This window comes from Streptomyces sp. NPDC002817 (genome assembly GCF_053592055.1).
This window is the reverse complement of sequence record NZ_JBSFUY010000002.1, coordinates 401,948-418,377: the sequence shown is the minus strand read 5'-3', so window position 1 is coordinate 418,377 and position 16,430 is coordinate 401,948. Positions and strand designations below refer to the sequence as shown.

Below are 16,430 nucleotides of genomic sequence, written 5' to 3'. Positions count from 1 at the left end.
TGAGGGCAGATGACAGACCACGCGATCCGACTGACCTCCGTCGTCAGACGGTACGGCGAGGGCGACGGCGGCGTGACCGCGCTCGACGGCGTCTCGCTCGGCTTCGGACAGGGCACCTTCACCGCCGTCATGGGGCCGTCCGGCTCCGGCAAGTCGACGCTGCTTCAGTGCGCGGCCGGACTGGACCGGCCGACATCGGGATCGGTGCGGATCGGCGGCACGGAACTGACCGGGCTGAGCGAACGACGGCTCACCCTGCTGCGCCGCGAACGCATCGGCTTCGTCTTCCAGTCGTACAACCTCCTGCCCTCCCTGACCGCCGAACAGAACGTCCTCCTGCCGCTGCGGCTGGCCGGTCGGCGTGTACCGAAGGCACGCGCGCGTGAGGCGTTGCGGCGGGTGGGGCTCGGCGAACGGGCCCGGCACCGGCCCGCCCGGCTGTCCGGCGGCCAGCAGCAGCGCGTCGCCCTGGCCCGCGCGCTGATCACCCGCCCCGACGTGCTGTTCGCGGACGAACCGACGGGTGCGCTGGACTCCGCCACCGGACGTGAGGTGCTGTCCTTGCTGCGCTCACTGGTCGACACCGAGGGCCGCACGATCGTGATGGTCACGCATGATCCGGTGGCCGCCTCGTACGCCGACCGCGTGGTCTTCCTGGTCGACGGGCACGTGCACGGCGAGGTGGTGGGGGCGTCGGCGGGGGAGATCGCGGCGCGCATGACGGCGCTGGAGACGGGGGCGACGGCGGATGGCTCGGAGGCCGGTACGGCGGAGGCCGGAGCCTCGGTGACCAGTGCTTCGGGGACCGGAGCTTCGGAGGTCGTCCCGTGCTGATGCTCGCTCTGCGTACCCTGCGCTCCCGTTGGACCGCCTTCATCGGCAGCTTCGTCGCTCTGTCCCTCGGGGTCGCCGTGATCGCCGTGATGGGCCCGGCCCTCGCCTCCTCCCTCGACGCCCCCGAGCGCGCACCGGAACGCTTCGCCGGGGCCCCGGTCGTGGTGAAGGGCCAGGACACGCTGCACGTACCGACGCCCATCGGCGACCGCACCCAGAGGCTGGCCCAGCCGCGGCCCGTACCGGCGGGGACGGTGGCGGCGCTGCGGAAGCTGGGCAGGGTCACGGAGGACCGCTCGTTCGTCGTGCACGGCGACCTGGTGGGGCATCCATGGTCGACCGCGGCCTTCGCACCGTACGAACTGACCGCGGGCCGCGCCCCCCGCGCCACGGACGAGGTCGTGGCCACGGACGACCGGACGACGGTGGGACAGCGTCTGCGCACGGGGCACGGGGTGGTGCGCGTGGTCGGCACGGTGGGCGCGCTCGGCTTCGAGAACGCGCTGTTCTACACGGATGCGCGGGCGGCCGCGTTGTCCCCGGTGAGCACACAGCTCGTGGTGGAGGCGGACGCGGCGGCGGTACGGCGCGTGGTGGACGGCCGCGCGCGGGTGCTGACCGGTGACGAGCGCCGGCTCGCGGACGCCGATCCCGAGCGGGACGCCGAGGCGCTGACCGCGCTGAACGCCCTGTTCGGCACGGCGGGCGGGGTGACCGGGTTCGTGTCGGTGTTCGTCGTCGCGTCGACCTTCGCCTTCGCGGTGGCCCAGCGCCGCCGGGAGTTCGGTCTGCTGCGCACGGCCGGCGCGACGCCGGGCCAGATCCGGCGTGCGGTGCTGACGGAGGCGCTGCTCGTCGGCGGACCGGCGTCCGCGGCGGGCTGCGCGCTGGGGGCGTACGCCGCCCCGTGGCTGGCGGAGCGTGTGGTGGACGGCGGTGTCGCACCGGCCTGGTTCGCGATCGGCGACCATGTGTGGCCGTACCATCTCGCCTTCTGGACCGGTCTGGCGGTGGCGCTGAGCGGGGCGGTGGCCGCGTCCTGGCGGGCCGGCCGAACCGCGCCGACGCAGGCGCTGCGCGAGGCGGCGGTGGACGAACGCGCCCTGACGCCCGGCCGCCTGCTGTGCGGGGCGGCCCTGCTGATCACCGCCGCGGTCACCCTCGCACTCGCGCTGGTGACGGACCCGGGCGACCTGCTGCACCGCAAGACGTACGTCAGCCGCCCGATGCTCCTCATCACGGCGACGGCCCTGCTGGCCCCGGCCCTGGTCCGCCCCCTGACCAGGGTCCTCGCCCCGTGCGGCATGCTGGTCCGCTCGAACGCGGGCACCGCTGTCCGCCGTACGGCCGCCGTCGCCGCCCCCGTCCTGATCATGGTGGCCCTGACGGGCTCGCTGCTCGGCGCCACGGCGACGCTGAACGAGGCGAGGGCGACGGAGGCGCGGGAGCGGACGGTCTCCGACTTCGTGCTGACGTCGCCGACGGGCTTCGCCCCGGACACGCTCCGCCACCTGCGCGCGATCCCGGACACCGAGGTCTCGGCGACCGCGTCGAGCGCCGTGTACGTCCTCGAGGAGGGGGTCGCCCTCATCAGGTCCGAGGCGCGCGCGGCCGATCCGAGGGCGCTCGCGGCGACCGCGCGCCTCCCCCTGACGGCGGGCCGCGTCACCGGTCTCGACGACGACTCGATCATCGTCAACGAGGAGTGGGAGCGGCACGAAGTCGGCCGCCGGGTCACCGTCTGGCTCGGCGACGGCACCCGCAGGTCGCTCCGCATCGCCGCGGTGATGCCGGTCGGCACGGGCGACAACGGGGTGTACGTCACGCCGGCCAACGCGCGCGGGGCCGCTGTGGACCGGGTCGAGGTGACGGGAGGAACGGCGGCAGGGCTACGGAGGGTTCTGGGTGCCACGGACGTCTCCGTCCTCACCCGCGACGAGTGGCTGCGGACCACTTACCCCACGGCCACCTTCACGGACGCCGACGAGAAGACCCGTCTCGGCTTCCTCCTCGTCCTGGGCATCGCGCTGCTGTACACGGGCATCTCCCTCGCCAACACCCTGCTCATGGCGACGTCCGACCGGAAGCGCGAGTTCGCGTCCCTGCGGCTGGCGGGCGCCACGACCGGGCAGGTGCTGCGTCTCGTGGCCGCGGAGGCCCTGGTGGTGGTGGCCGTGGGCGCGCTCCTCGGCCTGCTGGTGACGGCTCTCAACCTCGGCGGCATGTGGGGCGCCCTGGACCTGCAGTCGGCAGGCTCCCCGCTCCGCCTCCCCTGGCCCGAACTCGGCGCGGCCACGGGCGCGTGCGCGCTCCTCGCCGTCGTGTCGGCGGTGCTTCCGGCGGCTCATGCCCTGCGCCGGAGAACCTCTCCATAGCCGCGGCCTGTTCTCCTGACGCGGGATCAGCCGACGCGATTGCTTCGCGTCACTGCCGTACGCATGGCAAGGGGCCCGTTCCTGATATCAGGAACGGGCCCCTATGCTGCGTGGACCTGTGGGGATTTGAACCCCAGACCCCCTCGATGCGAACGAGGTGCGCTACCAGACTGCGCCACAGGCCCTTGCAACGAGTGAAACCTTAGCACCCCGATCGGGGTGCTTGGAAATCCGTTCCTTGCCCCTGCTGCGGAACAGCCACAGGTGGGACGGGGGGCGCGGCGCTCGGGACCGCCGCGCCTACTCGTTGGCCGCGCGCGGCCGCTCCCCGTCCTCGTACTGATCGAAGAGGGGCGTACGTCCCCGCTCGCGCGCCCGTCGCGCGGACGCGGCCCGGCGGGCGTCGCAGCGCTCGTCGTCGTCCGCCTTGTCCTCGGCGTCGGACGGCTCCCCCGCCTCGGCGTCCTGCGCCGCTCCGTCCTGCCCGGCACCGGACTCGGCACCGGCGCCACGCGCCTCCCGCTCCCCGGCGACCGAGCTGGACCGCGCCGAACTCCACGCGTCCGGCGCGCCCAGGTCCACGTCCGACGTGGCCCGCGGAGCGACCGGGGCCGTCACATACGTCGGCAACGGCACCGGCACCGGCTCCCAGCTGTCCCCGTGCCCCGGCCTGCGCTGTCGCTCGCGCTGCTGGTCGACCCACTCCGCGTGGTCGGTCTGCTCGACGAGGGCGCGCCGGTCGGCGGCGAGCGCCGACAGCCCGGGGTCCTGGCCCGGCTCTGGTCCTTCGTCCGGTTCGTCCGCGTCGATCGCTTCGGCCGTCGGGCGCCGGCGCGGCTGGCGCGCACGCTCCTTCAGCTGCTGCGCCGCCGCCTCGGCCCGCTGCCGGTCCATCTGGTAGGTGAAGCGACGACGCTCCTGGGAACGCAGGTAGGCGATGTACCCGCTCAGCAGGACGGCGGGCACGCCGGGCGCCCACAGGAACGCGAGCCCTCCGACGGCGGCGACGACCGCACCGAGCGTGAAAGCGATGAAGAGCACCACGGTGGTGCGCCTACGGCGCGCGAGAGCCTTCGTGCGCCGAGCGCGCGCCGCGGCGGCTTCCGCTGCGGGCGTACGCCGGGCTGCGGGCACCTGCTTGCGCGCCGGAGCGGATGCGGGCGCCTGTGCGGATCCGGATGCCGGGGCGTGCGCTGCCGGATCGGCCGCTCTCTCGCGTGCCGGCTCACGCGCCGCTTCCCTGCGCGCCGGCGCCTCCGCGCGCACGTCCGCGCGCACTTGCGGGCGCGTCGGAGGCATGGCGAAGGCCCGGACGTCCACCGAGTCGGTGACGGCATCCGGATCGACGGCGCCGGACTCCCCCTCCTCGGTGGAGCGCGCCCGCAGGTCCTTGGCGTACCGGCGCTCCATTCCCGCCCGTCCGGACAGCAGCCGGATGGCGGTGCTGAAGCGTTCCGTCGGACGGGCCTCGTTCAGCTCGTCCTGCCTACGGAGCCACATCGGCACCAAGTAGGCGGCCCAGGCCCCGACAATGACTGCGTAGATGAGGCCGCTGCTGCTCACGCCTCACACGGTAGAGGGATTCGCGTGAGGCCATCCGCCAATTGGGCCGGTGTGTCGCACGATCTGGCTGATATTTCGAGCTTTTTTGTGACCGATGCGATCAGCAGGTCGCCGGAGCCGCGAATTTAATGCCCTGAGGCGATCGCCACTCGATCATTCTCGAACATTTATTCAATTACCCGAGTCGCTTCTCCGGCCGCTTCCCTGGCTAGGTGGGATTCCCCGGCGTGTTCTGCGGGTTCCCGGGCGTGGTGTGCGGCGCCTTCTGTGAACGTGCCCTCCGCCACCGCCCGAGCAACCCTTCCGGCACCTCTTCCGCGGTGAGCGCGAAGACGAGATGGTCGCGCCAGGCCCCGTCGATGTGGAGATAACGGGGCCGCAGCCCCTCCTCACGGAATCCGAGTTTCTCCACGACCCGGCGGCTGGGCCCGTTCTCCGGGCGAATGCAGACCTCGATGCGGTGCAGCCCGACGGTCCGGAAACAGTGGTCCACGACGAGCGCCACGGCCGTCGGCATCACCCCACGGCCGGCCACCGACTCGTCCACCCAGTAGCCGACGTGCCCCGAGCACATCGAGCCCCAGGTGATCCCGGCGACGGTCAACTGCCCGACGAGCCGTCCCTGGTACTCGATGACGAAGGGCAGCATCCGGCCCGCGTTCGCCTCGCCCCGCAGATGGCGCACCATCTGCCGGTAGGTCGGCCGGTGCGTGATCGGCCCGCTGGGCGTGGGCGGCGGGATGGTCGCCTCCCAGGGCCGCAGCCAGTCGCGGTTGCGGCGGTTGACCTCGCGCCAGGCCCGCTGGTCGCGCACCTTTATGGGCCGGAGGACGACGTCGCCGTCCGCCAGTACGACGGGCCAGGATGGGCTGTTCAGCTCGCACCCCCACTGCCGGCCCCGGGTCTGGGGTGGTCGCCGCCACGGATCTGGTCGACGGCGTGGACCAACAAGGGCTCCAGGACGGCGAGCCCGTCCTTCACCCCGCCGGTGGAACCCGGCAGGTTGACGATCAGGGTCCGTCCCGCCACTCCGGCCAGGCCCCGCGAGAGCACGGCGGTCGGCACCTTCTCCCGTCCGAACGCCCTGATGGCCTCGGCGATGCCGGGCACCTCGTGGTCGATCACCTCGCGGGTCGCCTCGGGGGTTCGGTCGGTGGGCGAGATGCCGGTGCCGCCGGTGGTGACGACGACGTCGTATCCGGCGTCGACGGCGGCGCGCAGGGCCGCCCGGACAGGGTCCCCGTCGGGCACGACCTGCGGCCCCTCGACATCGAAGCCGAAGCCCTTCAGCCCCGCGGCGATCAACGGGCCGCCCTTGTCCTCGTAGACCCCGGCGGCGGCCCGGTTGGAGGCGGTGACCACAAGAGCGCGATACGTCATGCCCGGCTCCAGTCGCCCGACTTGCCGCCCGTCTTCTCCTCCACCCGAACGTCCGTGATGACCGCTCCCTTGTCGACCGCCTTGACCATGTCGATCACGGTGAGCGCGGCGACCGAGACCGCGGTGAGGGCCTCCATCTCGACACCCGTGCGGTCCGTCGTCCTGACCGTGGCGAGGATCTCCACGGCGTCGTCCACGACCGACAGATCCAGTTTCACTCCCGACACCGACAACGGGTGGCACAGCGGGATCAGGTCCGGGGTGCGCTTGGCGCCCATGATGCCCGCGATCCGCGCGGTGGCGAGGGCGTCGCCCTTGGGGACGCCCTCGCCGCGCAGCAGCTCGATCACCCGGGGCGAGACGAGGACCCGACCGCTGGCGCGGGCGGTGCGCGCGGTCACGTCCTTGTCGGATACGTCGACCATACGGGCGGCGCCCGCCTCGTCGATGTGCGTCAGTCGGTCCTGCGTACTCATGCTGTGCGGCGCTCCCGGTCCCGGCCCTTCGCGGTACGGCGCGCGGGCCTGTTGTGCGCGACACGGTACCGCCAACCAGGAGCACTCAGCCGAGCAGGACCACCTCGACCTCGGTGCCGGGCTCGACGGATTCCACGTCCTCCGGGACGACGATCAGCGCGTCCGCGTGCGCGAGGGCCGCCACCAGGTGCGACCCGGCACCGCCGACCGGGGTCACCGTGCCGTCGGAGTAGGTCCCGCGCAAGAACTGCCTGCGCCTCTTCGGCGAGGTCAGCGCCTTGCCGGCGGTCAGCTTCGCGGTCACGCGCGGCCGGTGCACGTCCTCCAGGCCCATGAGCGCGCGGATCGCGGGGCGGACGAACAGTTCGAAGGAGACGTACGACGAGACGGGGTTGCCCGGCAGCGCGAGGAGCGGGGTGTGGTCGGGGCCGATGGAGCCGAAGCCCTGGGGCTTGCCGGGCTGCATGGCGAGCTTGCGGAAGTCGATGCCGCTGCCGGCCTCGTCCTCATCGCCGACGGACGACAGCGCCTCCTTGACGACGTCGTACGCCCCCACGCTCACGCCGCCCGTGGTGACCATGAGGTCGGCGCGGACGAGCTGGTCCTCGATGGTGTCGCGGAGGGTCTCGGCGTCGTCGGCGACGGCCCCGACGCGGTAGGCGATGGCGCCGGCGTCGCGGGCGGCGGCGGTGAGGGCGAAGCTGTTGGAGTCGTAGATCTGGCCGTTGCCCAGTTGTTCGTCGGGCTGGACGAGTTCGCTGCCGGTGGACATGACGACCACGCGCGGGCGCGGGCGGACCCGTACCGTGCCGCGGCCGATCGCGGCGAGCAGTGCGATCTGCGGCGGGCCGAGGACGGTGCCGGCCTCGAGGGCGCGATCGCCGGCTTTCACGTCGCTGCCCTTCGCGCGTACGTGCGCGCGCGCCTCGGCCGGCCGGTGCACATGCACGTGTCCCTCGGCGCCCTCGGGAGCCAGGGCGCGGGCGCGCATCCCGGTCGCGGGCCCCTCGCCGAGGCCTCCGTCGGTCCACTCGACGGGGACGACGGTCTCGGCTCCGGGCGGCAGCGGGGCGCCGGTCATGATGCGGGCGGCCTGGCCGGGGCCCACGTGGAGCAGCTCGGCCTGACCCGCCGCGACGTCCCCGACGACGTCCAGGACGGCGGGGAACTCCTCGCTCGCGCCCGCGACATCCGCGACCCGCACCGCGTACCCGTCCATGGAGCTGTTGTCGAACGGCGGCAGGGAGACCGGCACCGTGACGTCCTCGACCAGGACGCAGCCCTGGGCGTCGAGGAGTTGCAGCTCGATGGGTTCCAGGGGGCGGACGGTCGCGAGGATGTCCTCCAGGTGTTCGTCCACCGACCAGAGGTGGTCCTGGCCGGTGGTGTGGGGCGCGGCGCTGCTCAACGTTGCTACATCTCCTCGGCTACGTAACTGCGAAGCCAGGTCCGGAAGTCCGGGCCCAGGTCTTCACGTTCGCACGCGAGTCTGACAATGGCACGCAGATAGTCACCACGGTCGCCGGTGTCATAGCGGCGGCCCTTGAAGACGACGCCGTGCACCGGGCCGCCGACCTTCTCGTCCGCCGCGAGCTGCTGGAGGGCGTCGGTGAGCTGGATCTCGCCGCCACGGCCGGGCTCGGTCTTGCGCAGTATGTCGAAGATGTGCGGGTCGAGGACGTAGCGGCCGATGATCGCGTAGTTGGACGGGGCGTCGGCCGCGGACGGCTTCTCGACGAGGTCGTGCACCTTGACCACGTCACCCTCCTCGGTGGCGTCGACAGCCGCGCATCCGTAGAGATGGATCTGCTCGGGCTCGACCTCCATGAGCGCGATGACACTGCCGCCATGCCGCTCCTGGACCTCGACCATCCGCTTGAGCAGCGGGTCGCGCGGGTCGATCAGGTCGTCGCCGAGGAGGACGGCGAAGGGCTCGCGGCCCACGTGCGGCGCCGCGCACAGGACTGCGTGACCGAGACCCTTGGGGTCGCCCTGGCGGACGTAGTGCATGGTGGCGAGGTCGCTGGACTCCTGCACCTTCGCGAGCCGACCGGCGTCGCCCTTCTTCTGAAGCGCCGATTCCAGCTCGTAGTTGCGGTCGAAGTGGTCCTCGAGCGGCCGCTTGTTGCGGCCCGTGATCATGAGGACGTCATCGAGACCCGCGGAGGCGGCCTCCTCGACCACGTACTGGATCGCCGGCTTGTCGACGACCGGCAGCATCTCCTTGGGAGTGGCCTTGGTGGCCGGCAGGAACCGGGTGCCGAGGCCTGCTGCGGGGATGACAGCCTTGCTGATCCGAGGGTGAGACTGAGTCATGCACGCAACCTTATCCGGTGCCTTTGCAGGGAATCTGGGGCTCCGGTTAATTAGCTCTGATATGAGCGTATTGGAAGGGTACGGAAGCGACCTTTGAGTCACATCGGACGTCCTGGAGAGCCTGACAAGCGAATGTTGCGGCGAGAGTTCCTCGCGGTGAGGAACAGGTTGACGGCCGATGACGTGCGAGAATCCGCGACCGCGCTGGCCGGGCGGGCGCTTGAACTGCCCGAGCTCGCGCGGGCGCGCACAGTGGCGGCGTACGTCTCGGTGGGGAGCGAACCCGGCACCCTCGCGCTCCTGGACGCGCTGCGCGCGCGGGGCGTACACGTCCTGCTCCCGGCGCTCCTGCCCGACAACGATCTGGACTGGGGCGCGTACACCGGGACGGGCTCCCTCGCGCGCGTCCAACACGGCGGAAAGATGGCCCTCTTCGAGCCCTCCGGGGAACGCCTGGGCCCGGAGGCCGTGACCGGCGCCGACGTCGTACTGCTGCCCGGCCTGGCGGTCGACACCCGCGGCATGCGGCTGGGGCGCGGCGGTGGGTCGTACGACCGGGTGCTCGCGCGCCTGGAGCGCGCGGGCGCGCACCCCGCTCTGGTCGTGCTGCTCTACGACTCCGAGATCGTCGAGCGCGTCCCGGAGGAGGCGCACGACCAGGCGGTGCACGCGGTGGTGACGCCGTCGGGCGTGCGCCGCTTCCGGGACGACACGTGAGCCACGGCATGTGAGCGCACACGAACGGGCCCTCCACGCGTGCGTGGAGGGCCCGTTCGACGATTCGCCGTCAGTGGCTCACGGTTTCAGTACCAGTGTGTCGCTCGTGTTCTTGTCGACCGCGTCCTTCGAGAAGGACCAGTCCAGCAGTTCACCCTTGACCCACTTGCCCGTCTGGTCGGTGTAGTGGGCGCTGTAGGCGTGCCCGGAGGCTCCGGTGAGGTTGATCCACTTGGACTTGTCGAGGTCGCCGAGGTTGACCACCATCCGCATCGACGGCACCCAGATGACGCCGTAGCCGCCGGCCGCGTTCCAGCCGGTCGCGTTGACGGTGGCCTCGCCGCCGCTGAGCTTCCAGGGACCGCGGTTGAGGACGTATCGCACGATGCCGGGGCCGTCGGTGCCGAGCGTCTGGTTCTTCAGGAACAGGCGGTGCAACCGGCCCCAGCTCCAGGTGTCGATGTCCTTGCCGAGCTTGGCGGTGAGCTCCCAGCGGGCGTCGATCATGGCGCGCTTGAACAGCTGGTCACGGTTCTCCGCCTTGGGGCGGTCCCCCACACCGGCGGGCGTCTTCCACCAGTCGCTCTTCTCGTCCTCCATGAGGTTGCGCACCACCTCGAACCAGCGGTCGCCGCCGTCCGGCTGCGCCTCGTCGGCGTCACGCTGGCCGCACTCGCGGACCTTCTCCGTCTCGTCGGCGGGGCCGGTGGTGCTGACGGGGTCGACCCACAGGCACTGGCCCTTGACCCGCAGCTCCTTGGGCAGCTTGTTGCCGAAGGCGAGCTTGAGGATGTTGCGCCAGACCGAGTTGAAGTAGGCGGCGGCCGCCGAGTCGGCGTCCTGGGTGTAGTCCCAGCCCTCCAGCAGCTTCTGCGCCTCGCGGACGTCCTTGTCCTCGATGTCGATCTTCAGCAGCTTGGGCACGAGCAGCTTGGCGATCTCGCTGCTGTTGTCCAGCTGCATCTGGCGCATGTCGTCGGTGGAGATCTTGCCGCCGTCGTCGATCTTCGACTTGATCAGGTCGGTGATGCGCTGGCTGCGGGCGCCATAACCCCAGTCGGTGGTGAGCGTGTAGGGGTACTTGTCCTTGTCGATCACGGCCTGGTTGGCGGTGACGATGTACCCGCGCGCGGGGTCGTACTCGTAGGGGAGCTGGTCCTGCGGGATGTAACCGGTCCAGCGGTACTTGGAGTCCCAGCCGGGCTGCGGGATCGAGCCGTCCACGCCCTGCGCGCGCGTGGGGATCTTCCCGGGAAGGGTGTAGCCGATGTGGTTCTCGGTGTCGGCGTAGACCAGGTTCTGCGACGGCACGTCGAACAGGGTCGCGGCCGCACGGAAGTCGTTCCAGTTCGTCGCCTTGTCCATCGCGAACACGGCGTCCATGGAGGTGCCCGGGTCCAGGGCGGTCCAGCGCAGGGAGATGCCGTAGCCATCGCCGCGGTCGGGTGCGGCGGTGTCGACGGTGGCCTTCTTGCCGACCTTGACCAGTTCGTCGTTGCGGTCGGACAGCAGGGGGCCGTTGTTGGTCTCACGGACGACGATCGTCTTGGACTCGCCGCCGGCGACCTTGATGGTCTCCTCGCGCGTGGTGAAGGGCTTCACCTTGTCGTCGTAGAGGTAGCCGTTGCTGCTCAGCTTCTCCAGGTAGAGGTCGGTGACGTCGACGCCGGAGTTGGTCATGCCCCAGGAGATGTCCTGGTTGTGGCCGATGACGACGCCGGGCATGCCCGCGAAGGTGTAGCCGGAGACGTCGTACTGGCACTTGCTGGAGACAGTGCGGCAGTGCAGGCCCATCTGGTACCAGACGGACGGCAGCGAGGCCGACAGGTGCGGGTCGTTGGCCAGCAGCGGCTTGCCGGTGATGGTGTGCGAGCCCGCGACGACCCAGGAGTTCGAGCCGATGCCGTTGCCGTTCACGCCGACGGCCGCGGGCAGGTCCTCCAGGACCCCGTAGAGGCCCGAGAGCTGGCTCGTGAGAGCGGTGGTGCCCGAGGCGGACGCGGTGCCCGCGGTGCCGCTCGTGGAAGTTCCGGTGCCGGTGCCTGTGGCTGTCCCCGTGCCCGAGGTGCTGCTGCCCTGCTCGAACGTCTTCGTCAGCTCGTCGTACTGGCCCTCCTGGACGATCGCCTTGTTGCGGCCGTACGGGTAGCCCGGGTACAGGTCCTCGATCTGCTTGGGGCCGAGGCGGCTGGTGAGCAGGGCGCGGTCGATCTCGTCCTGCATGTTGCCGCGCAGGTCCCAGGCCATCGCCTTGAGCCATGACACCGAGTCGACCGGGGTCCACTGCTCGGGCTTGTAGTCGTTGACGAAGCCCAGCGCCGCGTACTCGAGGGAGATCTCCTCGCCGTCCTTGCCCTGCAGGTAGGCGTTGACTCCCTTGGCGTACGCCTGGAGGTACTTCTTGGTGGAGGCCGACAGCTTGGTGTCGTACTCCTTCTTCGCGACCCGGTCCCAGCCGAGCGTGCGCAGGAACTCGTCGTTCTTGACCTGGCTCTTGCCGAACATCTCCGACAGGCGCCCGGAGGTCATGTGGCGGCGCACGTCCATCTCGTAGAACCGGTCCTGCGCCTGGACGTAGCCCTGCGCCATGAACAGGTCCTCGTCGGAGGAGGCGTAGATCTGCGGGATGCCGTAGCCGTCGCGCTTCACGTCGACCGGTCCGGACAGGCCCTCGAGCGTGATCGAACCCTTGGTCTGAGGGAAGGAGGCACGGACGGTGCTGATCGACCAGTACGCCCCGTAGGCGACGCCGCCGATGATGGCCAGTACCAGGACGAGGACGATCAGACGGGCTTTGCGCCCCTTTTTCCTGCCGGACTTGCCGGGCTTCTGACCCGATGAGGCGGTGGTGTTGGGGGGCATCGCTGTCCTTGCTGTCCTAACGCGAGCGGCAGGCGGGGCTGTGACTTTGAATGAGCGCTGGAGCAACCATAGGCGCAGGGCCCGTCGCCACTTGACGCGGAGTCGGGAACCAGCGCGGACGGACGTTCGATCTTGCCTCAGGAGTGTCAAGAAATCGTCAAGAGTTAGGTAAGGTAACGAAGTACTTGGATGCGGAGGCCCACCTCTTCGTGTCCTATGTACGTGAGCCCACGCGCGCGTGATGCCCGTGAGCCAGGGAAGGGAACAGCCGCTGACCGTCCACGACCTCAACCAGCTTCTGCTCGTCTGCTCGCTCGTCCTCTTGGTCGCCGTCGCAGCGGTCCGGATCTCCTCGCGCAGCGGGCTCCCCAGCCTGCTCGTATATCTGGGCATCGGCGTCGCCATGGGCCAGGACGGCGTCGGCGACATCCACTTCGACAACGCCGAGCTGACCCAGGTCATCGGATACGCGGCCCTGGTCGTGATCCTGGCCGAGGGCGGACTGGGCACGAAGTGGAAGGAGATCAAGCCCGCGCTGCCGTCCGCCACCGCGCTGGCGCTGGTCGGGGTCGCGGTGAGCGTCGGGATCACGGCGTCAGCCGCGCACTATCTCATCGGGCTGGAGTGGCGCCAGGCGCTCATCATCGGGGCGGTCGTGTCCTCGACGGACGCGGCGGCGGTCTTCTCGGTGCTGCGCAAGCTCCCCCTCCCCGCGCGCGTGACGGGCACGCTGGAGGCCGAGTCCGGCTTCAACGACGCCCCGGTGGTCATCCTGGTCGTCGCCTTCTCCACGGCGGGACCGGTCGAGCACTGGTACGCACTGATCGGCGAGATAACGCTGGAACTGGCCATCGGCGCCGCCATCGGCATCGCGGTCGGCTGGCTGGGCTCCTGGGGCCTCAGACACGTGGCCTTGCCCGCCTCCGGCCTCTACCCGATCGCCGTCATGGCGATCGCCGTGATGGCGTACGCGGCCGGCGCGCTGGCGCACGGCAGCGGCTTCCTCGCCGTCTACCTCGCCTCGATGGTGCTGGGCAACGCCAAGCTGCCGCACTGGCCCGCCACACGCGGTTTCGCCGAAGGGCTCGGCTGGATCGCCCAGATCGGCATGTTCGTCCTGCTCGGCCTGCTCGTCACCCCGCACGAGCTCGGCGACGACGTGTGGCCCGCCCTAGTCATCGGCCTGGTGCTGACCATGGTCGCGCGCCCGCTGAGCGTCGTGCTGTGCCTGACGCCGTTCCGGGTGCCCTGGCAGGAGCAGACCCTCATGTCCTGGGCCGGGCTGCGCGGCGCCGTGCCCATCATCCTGGCGACGATCCCCATGGTGAACGGCGTCGACGGCAGCCGCCGCATCTTCAACATCGTCTTCGTCCTGGTCGTCGTCTACACCCTGGTCCAAGGGCCGACGCTGCCCTGGCTCGCCCGCCAGCTGCGGCTGGGCGGAGACACGGAGGCGGCCGACCTCGGCATCGAGTCGGCGCCTCTGGAGCGGCTGCGCGGGCACCTGCTGTCCGTCGCGATCCCCGACGGCTCGAAGATGCACGGCGTCGAGGTCAACGAGCTGCGGCTGCCGGCCGGGGCCGCCGTCACCCTCGTCGTCCGCGATGGAAAATCGTTCGTTCCGCTGCCCACGACGGTGCTGCGGCGCGGGGACGAGCTGCTGGTGGTCGCCACGGATCCCGTGCGGGACGCGGCGGAGCGGCGGCTGCGTGCGGTGGGGCACGGCGGAAAGCTGGCCGGGTGGCTGGGCACGAACGGGGAGACACCGCGGCGCTGACCGGGGCGGCGTGGCCCCGGAGGTGGGGGCGCGGGTGCGCCGGGCAGCGCGTGCCAAGGGGGCGCGCGCGGCTTGTACAGGGGCGCACGATCTCGATGTGCGCCGCGCGCTCCACGACGCCCGGTGTCGTTGAAGGATGTCGTTAAGGGCGCGTTTCGCACGGTTCACACCCCCGATAATCGCAGGTGAACAAGGCTCATGGTGCTCGTTTTCACAGGCGCACCAGGCGTTGATCCCTGTACGATGAAGGCGCATTCTGATCGAACCAACTCTGCCTGACGCATTGCTGGCGCGACCGTATGGCGGCCGAAACGCCCCTCCGCAGTGGGCCCGGTATCTACCGCAGTGCGCGCAAGAGGACAGCTCTCGGCGCCCCCGCACAGGCGCGCTACCAGGCGGCAGAAAGGCACGGGCCGTGGCATCCACGGTCACCGCACGCCCGGGATACGGGCAGCTGCTGCGCACCCGCGGCGCCTGGACGTTCCTGCTCCCCGGCTTCGCGGCGCGTCAGCCGTTCGCGATGCTGACGATCTCCATCGTGCTGCTCGTGCAGCACACCACCGGCTCGTACGGCGCGGCGGGCGCCGCCGCGGCCGTCACCGGCGTCTCCATGGCACTCTTCGCGCCCTACAGCGGGCGCCTCGCCGACCGCCACGGACAGCGCGCCGTACTGATCCCCGGTGTACTCGTGCACACGGCGTCGGGTCTGACACTGACGGCACTCGCGCTCTCGCACGCGCCCCTGTGGGCGCTGTTCGCGGCGGCCGTCCCCACCGGCGCCTCGGTGCCGCAGGTCGGTCCGATGGTGCGCGCCCGCTGGGGCGTGAGGCTCCAGGGCTCGCCCCTCATGACCACCGCGGCGGCGTTCGAGTCCGTCACGGACGAGCTGACGTTCGTCTTCGGCCCGCTGGTGGCCACCGCTCTGTGCACCACCGTCGACCCGGCCGCGGGCCTGCTGACGGAGTCGGCACTGACCCTGCTCGGCGGTCTGCTGTTCGCCGCACAGAAGAGCACGCAGCCGCTGGTCACCCTCGACAGGCACGCGCGCGTGGAGCACGGCTCCGCGCTGCGTGTGCCCGGCGTGCGCGTGCTCATCGTGACGTTCCTCGGCATCGGCTCCGTCTTCGGCGGTATGCAGGTCTCGCTGGCCGCGTTCACCGAGTCGATCGGTGAGCCCGGTCTGAACGGTGTCCTGTACGGCGTCTTCGCCGCGGGCAACATGCTCTCCGGGATCGTCTGCGGCGCCATCGCGTGGAGGGTGGCTCCGCAGCAGCGACTCGTGGTCGGGTACGGCGCGCTCGCGCTGGTGGCCTCCGGACTGTGGGCCGCGCACTCGGTGCTCGCGCTCGCCGGGCTCGGCCTCCTGGTCGGCATGTGCATCGCGCCCGCGCTGATCACCGGCTACACGCTGGTGGAGAGCCTGGTGCCGGCCGGTGCCCGTACCGAGGCCTTCACCTGGCTGACCGGCGCGGTGGCGCTCGGCCAGGCGGCCGCCGTCACGGCTGCCGGACAGCTGGAGGACCGCTTCTGGAACGGTGCAGGGTTCCTCGTCCCGATGGTCGGCACACTGCTCGCCCTGGCGACCCTGCTGGCCCTCCGATCACGCCTGACGACGCGCCCCCGGACCCGGACCGTCGCACGTGGCGTCGGTCACCGCGTGCCGGTGGCGGTGGACTGATCCTCGGGAATACGTCACTATGGACCCTCGTTAGCACTCATTGAGTGAGAGTGCCAGGAGGAAGACAGTGCCGACCTACCAGTACCAGTGCACCGAGTGCGGCGAGGGCCTCGAGGCGGTGCAGAAGTTCACCGACGACGCTCTGACCGAGTGCCCCAACTGCCAGGGCCGCCTCAAGAAGGTGTTCTCCGCAGTCGGCATCGTCTTCAAGGGCTCCGGCTTCTACCGCAACGACAGCCGCGGCTCCTCGTCGAGCACCTCGCCGGCGTCGTCGAAGCCGTCGACGTCCTCTCCGTCCACCTCGACGTCGTCGTCCTCGGACTCGAAGTCGTCGAGCACCGGCACCTCCTCCAGCAGCACCTCTGCCGCTTAAGGACGCACTCACGGGACCCTGTCGTCGTACGACGACAGGGTTCTCGGTGTTTCCGGAGCTCTTCTCTGCCCGCTGCTGG

13 protein-coding genes and 1 tRNA gene are annotated in these 16,430 nt (G+C 70.8%); 6 read left to right on the top strand and 8 right to left on the bottom strand.

The genetic code is table 11. The features are described from left to right. Nucleotides 1–9 precede the first annotated feature (9 nt). Nucleotides 10–834, top strand: a complete 825-nt coding sequence (locus ACWD3I_RS04920; RefSeq protein WP_365394142.1) for an ABC transporter ATP-binding protein — start codon at nucleotides 10–12, stop codon at nucleotides 832–834. Then, on the top strand, nucleotides 828–3,209 hold the full coding sequence (locus ACWD3I_RS04915) for an ABC transporter permease (RefSeq protein WP_365394143.1): 2,382 nt from the start codon (nucleotides 828–830) through the stop codon (nucleotides 3,207–3,209). Before ACWD3I_RS04920 ends, ACWD3I_RS04915 begins: the two co-directional genes overlap by 7 nt. A gap of 111 nt (nucleotides 3,210–3,320) precedes the next feature. Here the strand turns inward: ACWD3I_RS04915 and ACWD3I_RS04910 are convergent. From ACWD3I_RS04910 to galU, 7 genes are all read right to left on the bottom strand, one after another. Then, nucleotides 3,321–3,394, bottom strand: a tRNA-Ala gene (locus tag ACWD3I_RS04910). A 115-nt stretch (nucleotides 3,395–3,509) separates the two neighbouring features. Beyond that, a complete protein-coding gene (sepX, locus tag ACWD3I_RS04905) occupies nucleotides 3,510–4,772 on the bottom strand; it encodes a divisome protein SepX/GlpR (RefSeq protein WP_365394144.1) in 1,263 nt (420 codons plus the stop codon). Nucleotides 4,773–4,980: 208 nt separating this feature from the next. Further along, nucleotides 4,981–5,649, bottom strand: a complete 669-nt coding sequence (locus ACWD3I_RS04900; RefSeq protein ID WP_365394248.1) for a GNAT family N-acetyltransferase — start codon at nucleotides 5,647–5,649, stop codon at nucleotides 4,981–4,983. Beyond that, on the bottom strand, nucleotides 5,646–6,152 hold the full coding sequence (locus tag ACWD3I_RS04895; protein ID WP_365394145.1) for a MogA/MoaB family molybdenum cofactor biosynthesis protein: 507 nt from the start codon (nucleotides 6,150–6,152) through the stop codon (nucleotides 5,646–5,648). Before ACWD3I_RS04895 ends, ACWD3I_RS04900 begins: the two co-directional genes overlap by 4 nt. Continuing rightward, on the bottom strand, nucleotides 6,149–6,628 hold the full coding sequence (gene moaC, locus ACWD3I_RS04890) for a cyclic pyranopterin monophosphate synthase MoaC (protein ID WP_046261452.1): 480 nt from the start codon (nucleotides 6,626–6,628) through the stop codon (nucleotides 6,149–6,151). Before moaC ends, ACWD3I_RS04895 begins: the two co-directional genes overlap by 4 nt. Nucleotides 6,629–6,713: 85 nt before the next feature. Then, a complete protein-coding gene (gene glp / locus ACWD3I_RS04885) occupies nucleotides 6,714–8,036 on the bottom strand; it encodes a molybdotransferase-like divisome protein Glp (RefSeq protein WP_365394146.1) in 1,323 nt (440 codons plus the stop codon). A gap of 5 nt (nucleotides 8,037–8,041) precedes the next feature. After that, nucleotides 8,042–8,944, bottom strand: coding sequence for a UTP--glucose-1-phosphate uridylyltransferase GalU (gene galU / locus ACWD3I_RS04880; RefSeq protein ID WP_365394147.1), 903 nt, complete (start codon nucleotides 8,942–8,944; stop codon nucleotides 8,042–8,044). A gap of 132 nt (nucleotides 8,945–9,076) precedes the next feature. On the opposite strand from galU, the gene ACWD3I_RS04875 reads away from it, so the two are divergent. Further along, on the top strand, nucleotides 9,077–9,661 hold the full coding sequence (locus tag ACWD3I_RS04875) for a 5-formyltetrahydrofolate cyclo-ligase (protein ID WP_365394148.1): 585 nt from the start codon (nucleotides 9,077–9,079) through the stop codon (nucleotides 9,659–9,661). 78 nt (nucleotides 9,662–9,739) lie between these two features. Here ACWD3I_RS04875 and ACWD3I_RS04870 read toward each other — a convergent pair whose 3' ends face one another. Continuing rightward, the gene (locus ACWD3I_RS04870) at nucleotides 9,740–12,523 is read right to left on the bottom strand and encodes a penicillin acylase family protein (RefSeq protein ID WP_365394149.1); all 2,784 of its coding nucleotides are present in this window, start codon (nucleotides 12,521–12,523) and stop codon (nucleotides 9,740–9,742) included. A 241-nt stretch (nucleotides 12,524–12,764) separates the two neighbouring features. Between ACWD3I_RS04870 and ACWD3I_RS04865 the strand changes: the two genes are divergently transcribed. From ACWD3I_RS04865 to ACWD3I_RS04855, 3 genes are all read left to right on the top strand, one after another. Next, complete coding sequence (locus tag ACWD3I_RS04865) at nucleotides 12,765–14,300, top strand: potassium/proton antiporter (protein WP_365394150.1); 1,536 nt, start codon at nucleotides 12,765–12,767, stop codon at nucleotides 14,298–14,300. Between the two features lie 415 nt (nucleotides 14,301–14,715). Then, nucleotides 14,716–15,978: an MFS transporter gene (locus tag ACWD3I_RS04860; RefSeq protein WP_365394151.1), complete on the top strand. Its 1,263-nt coding sequence runs from the start codon at nucleotides 14,716–14,718 to the stop codon at nucleotides 15,976–15,978. A gap of 67 nt (nucleotides 15,979–16,045) precedes the next feature. Beyond that, complete coding sequence (locus ACWD3I_RS04855) at nucleotides 16,046–16,351, top strand: FmdB family zinc ribbon protein (RefSeq protein ID WP_365394152.1); 306 nt, start codon at nucleotides 16,046–16,048, stop codon at nucleotides 16,349–16,351. Nucleotides 16,352–16,430 lie beyond the last annotated feature (79 nt).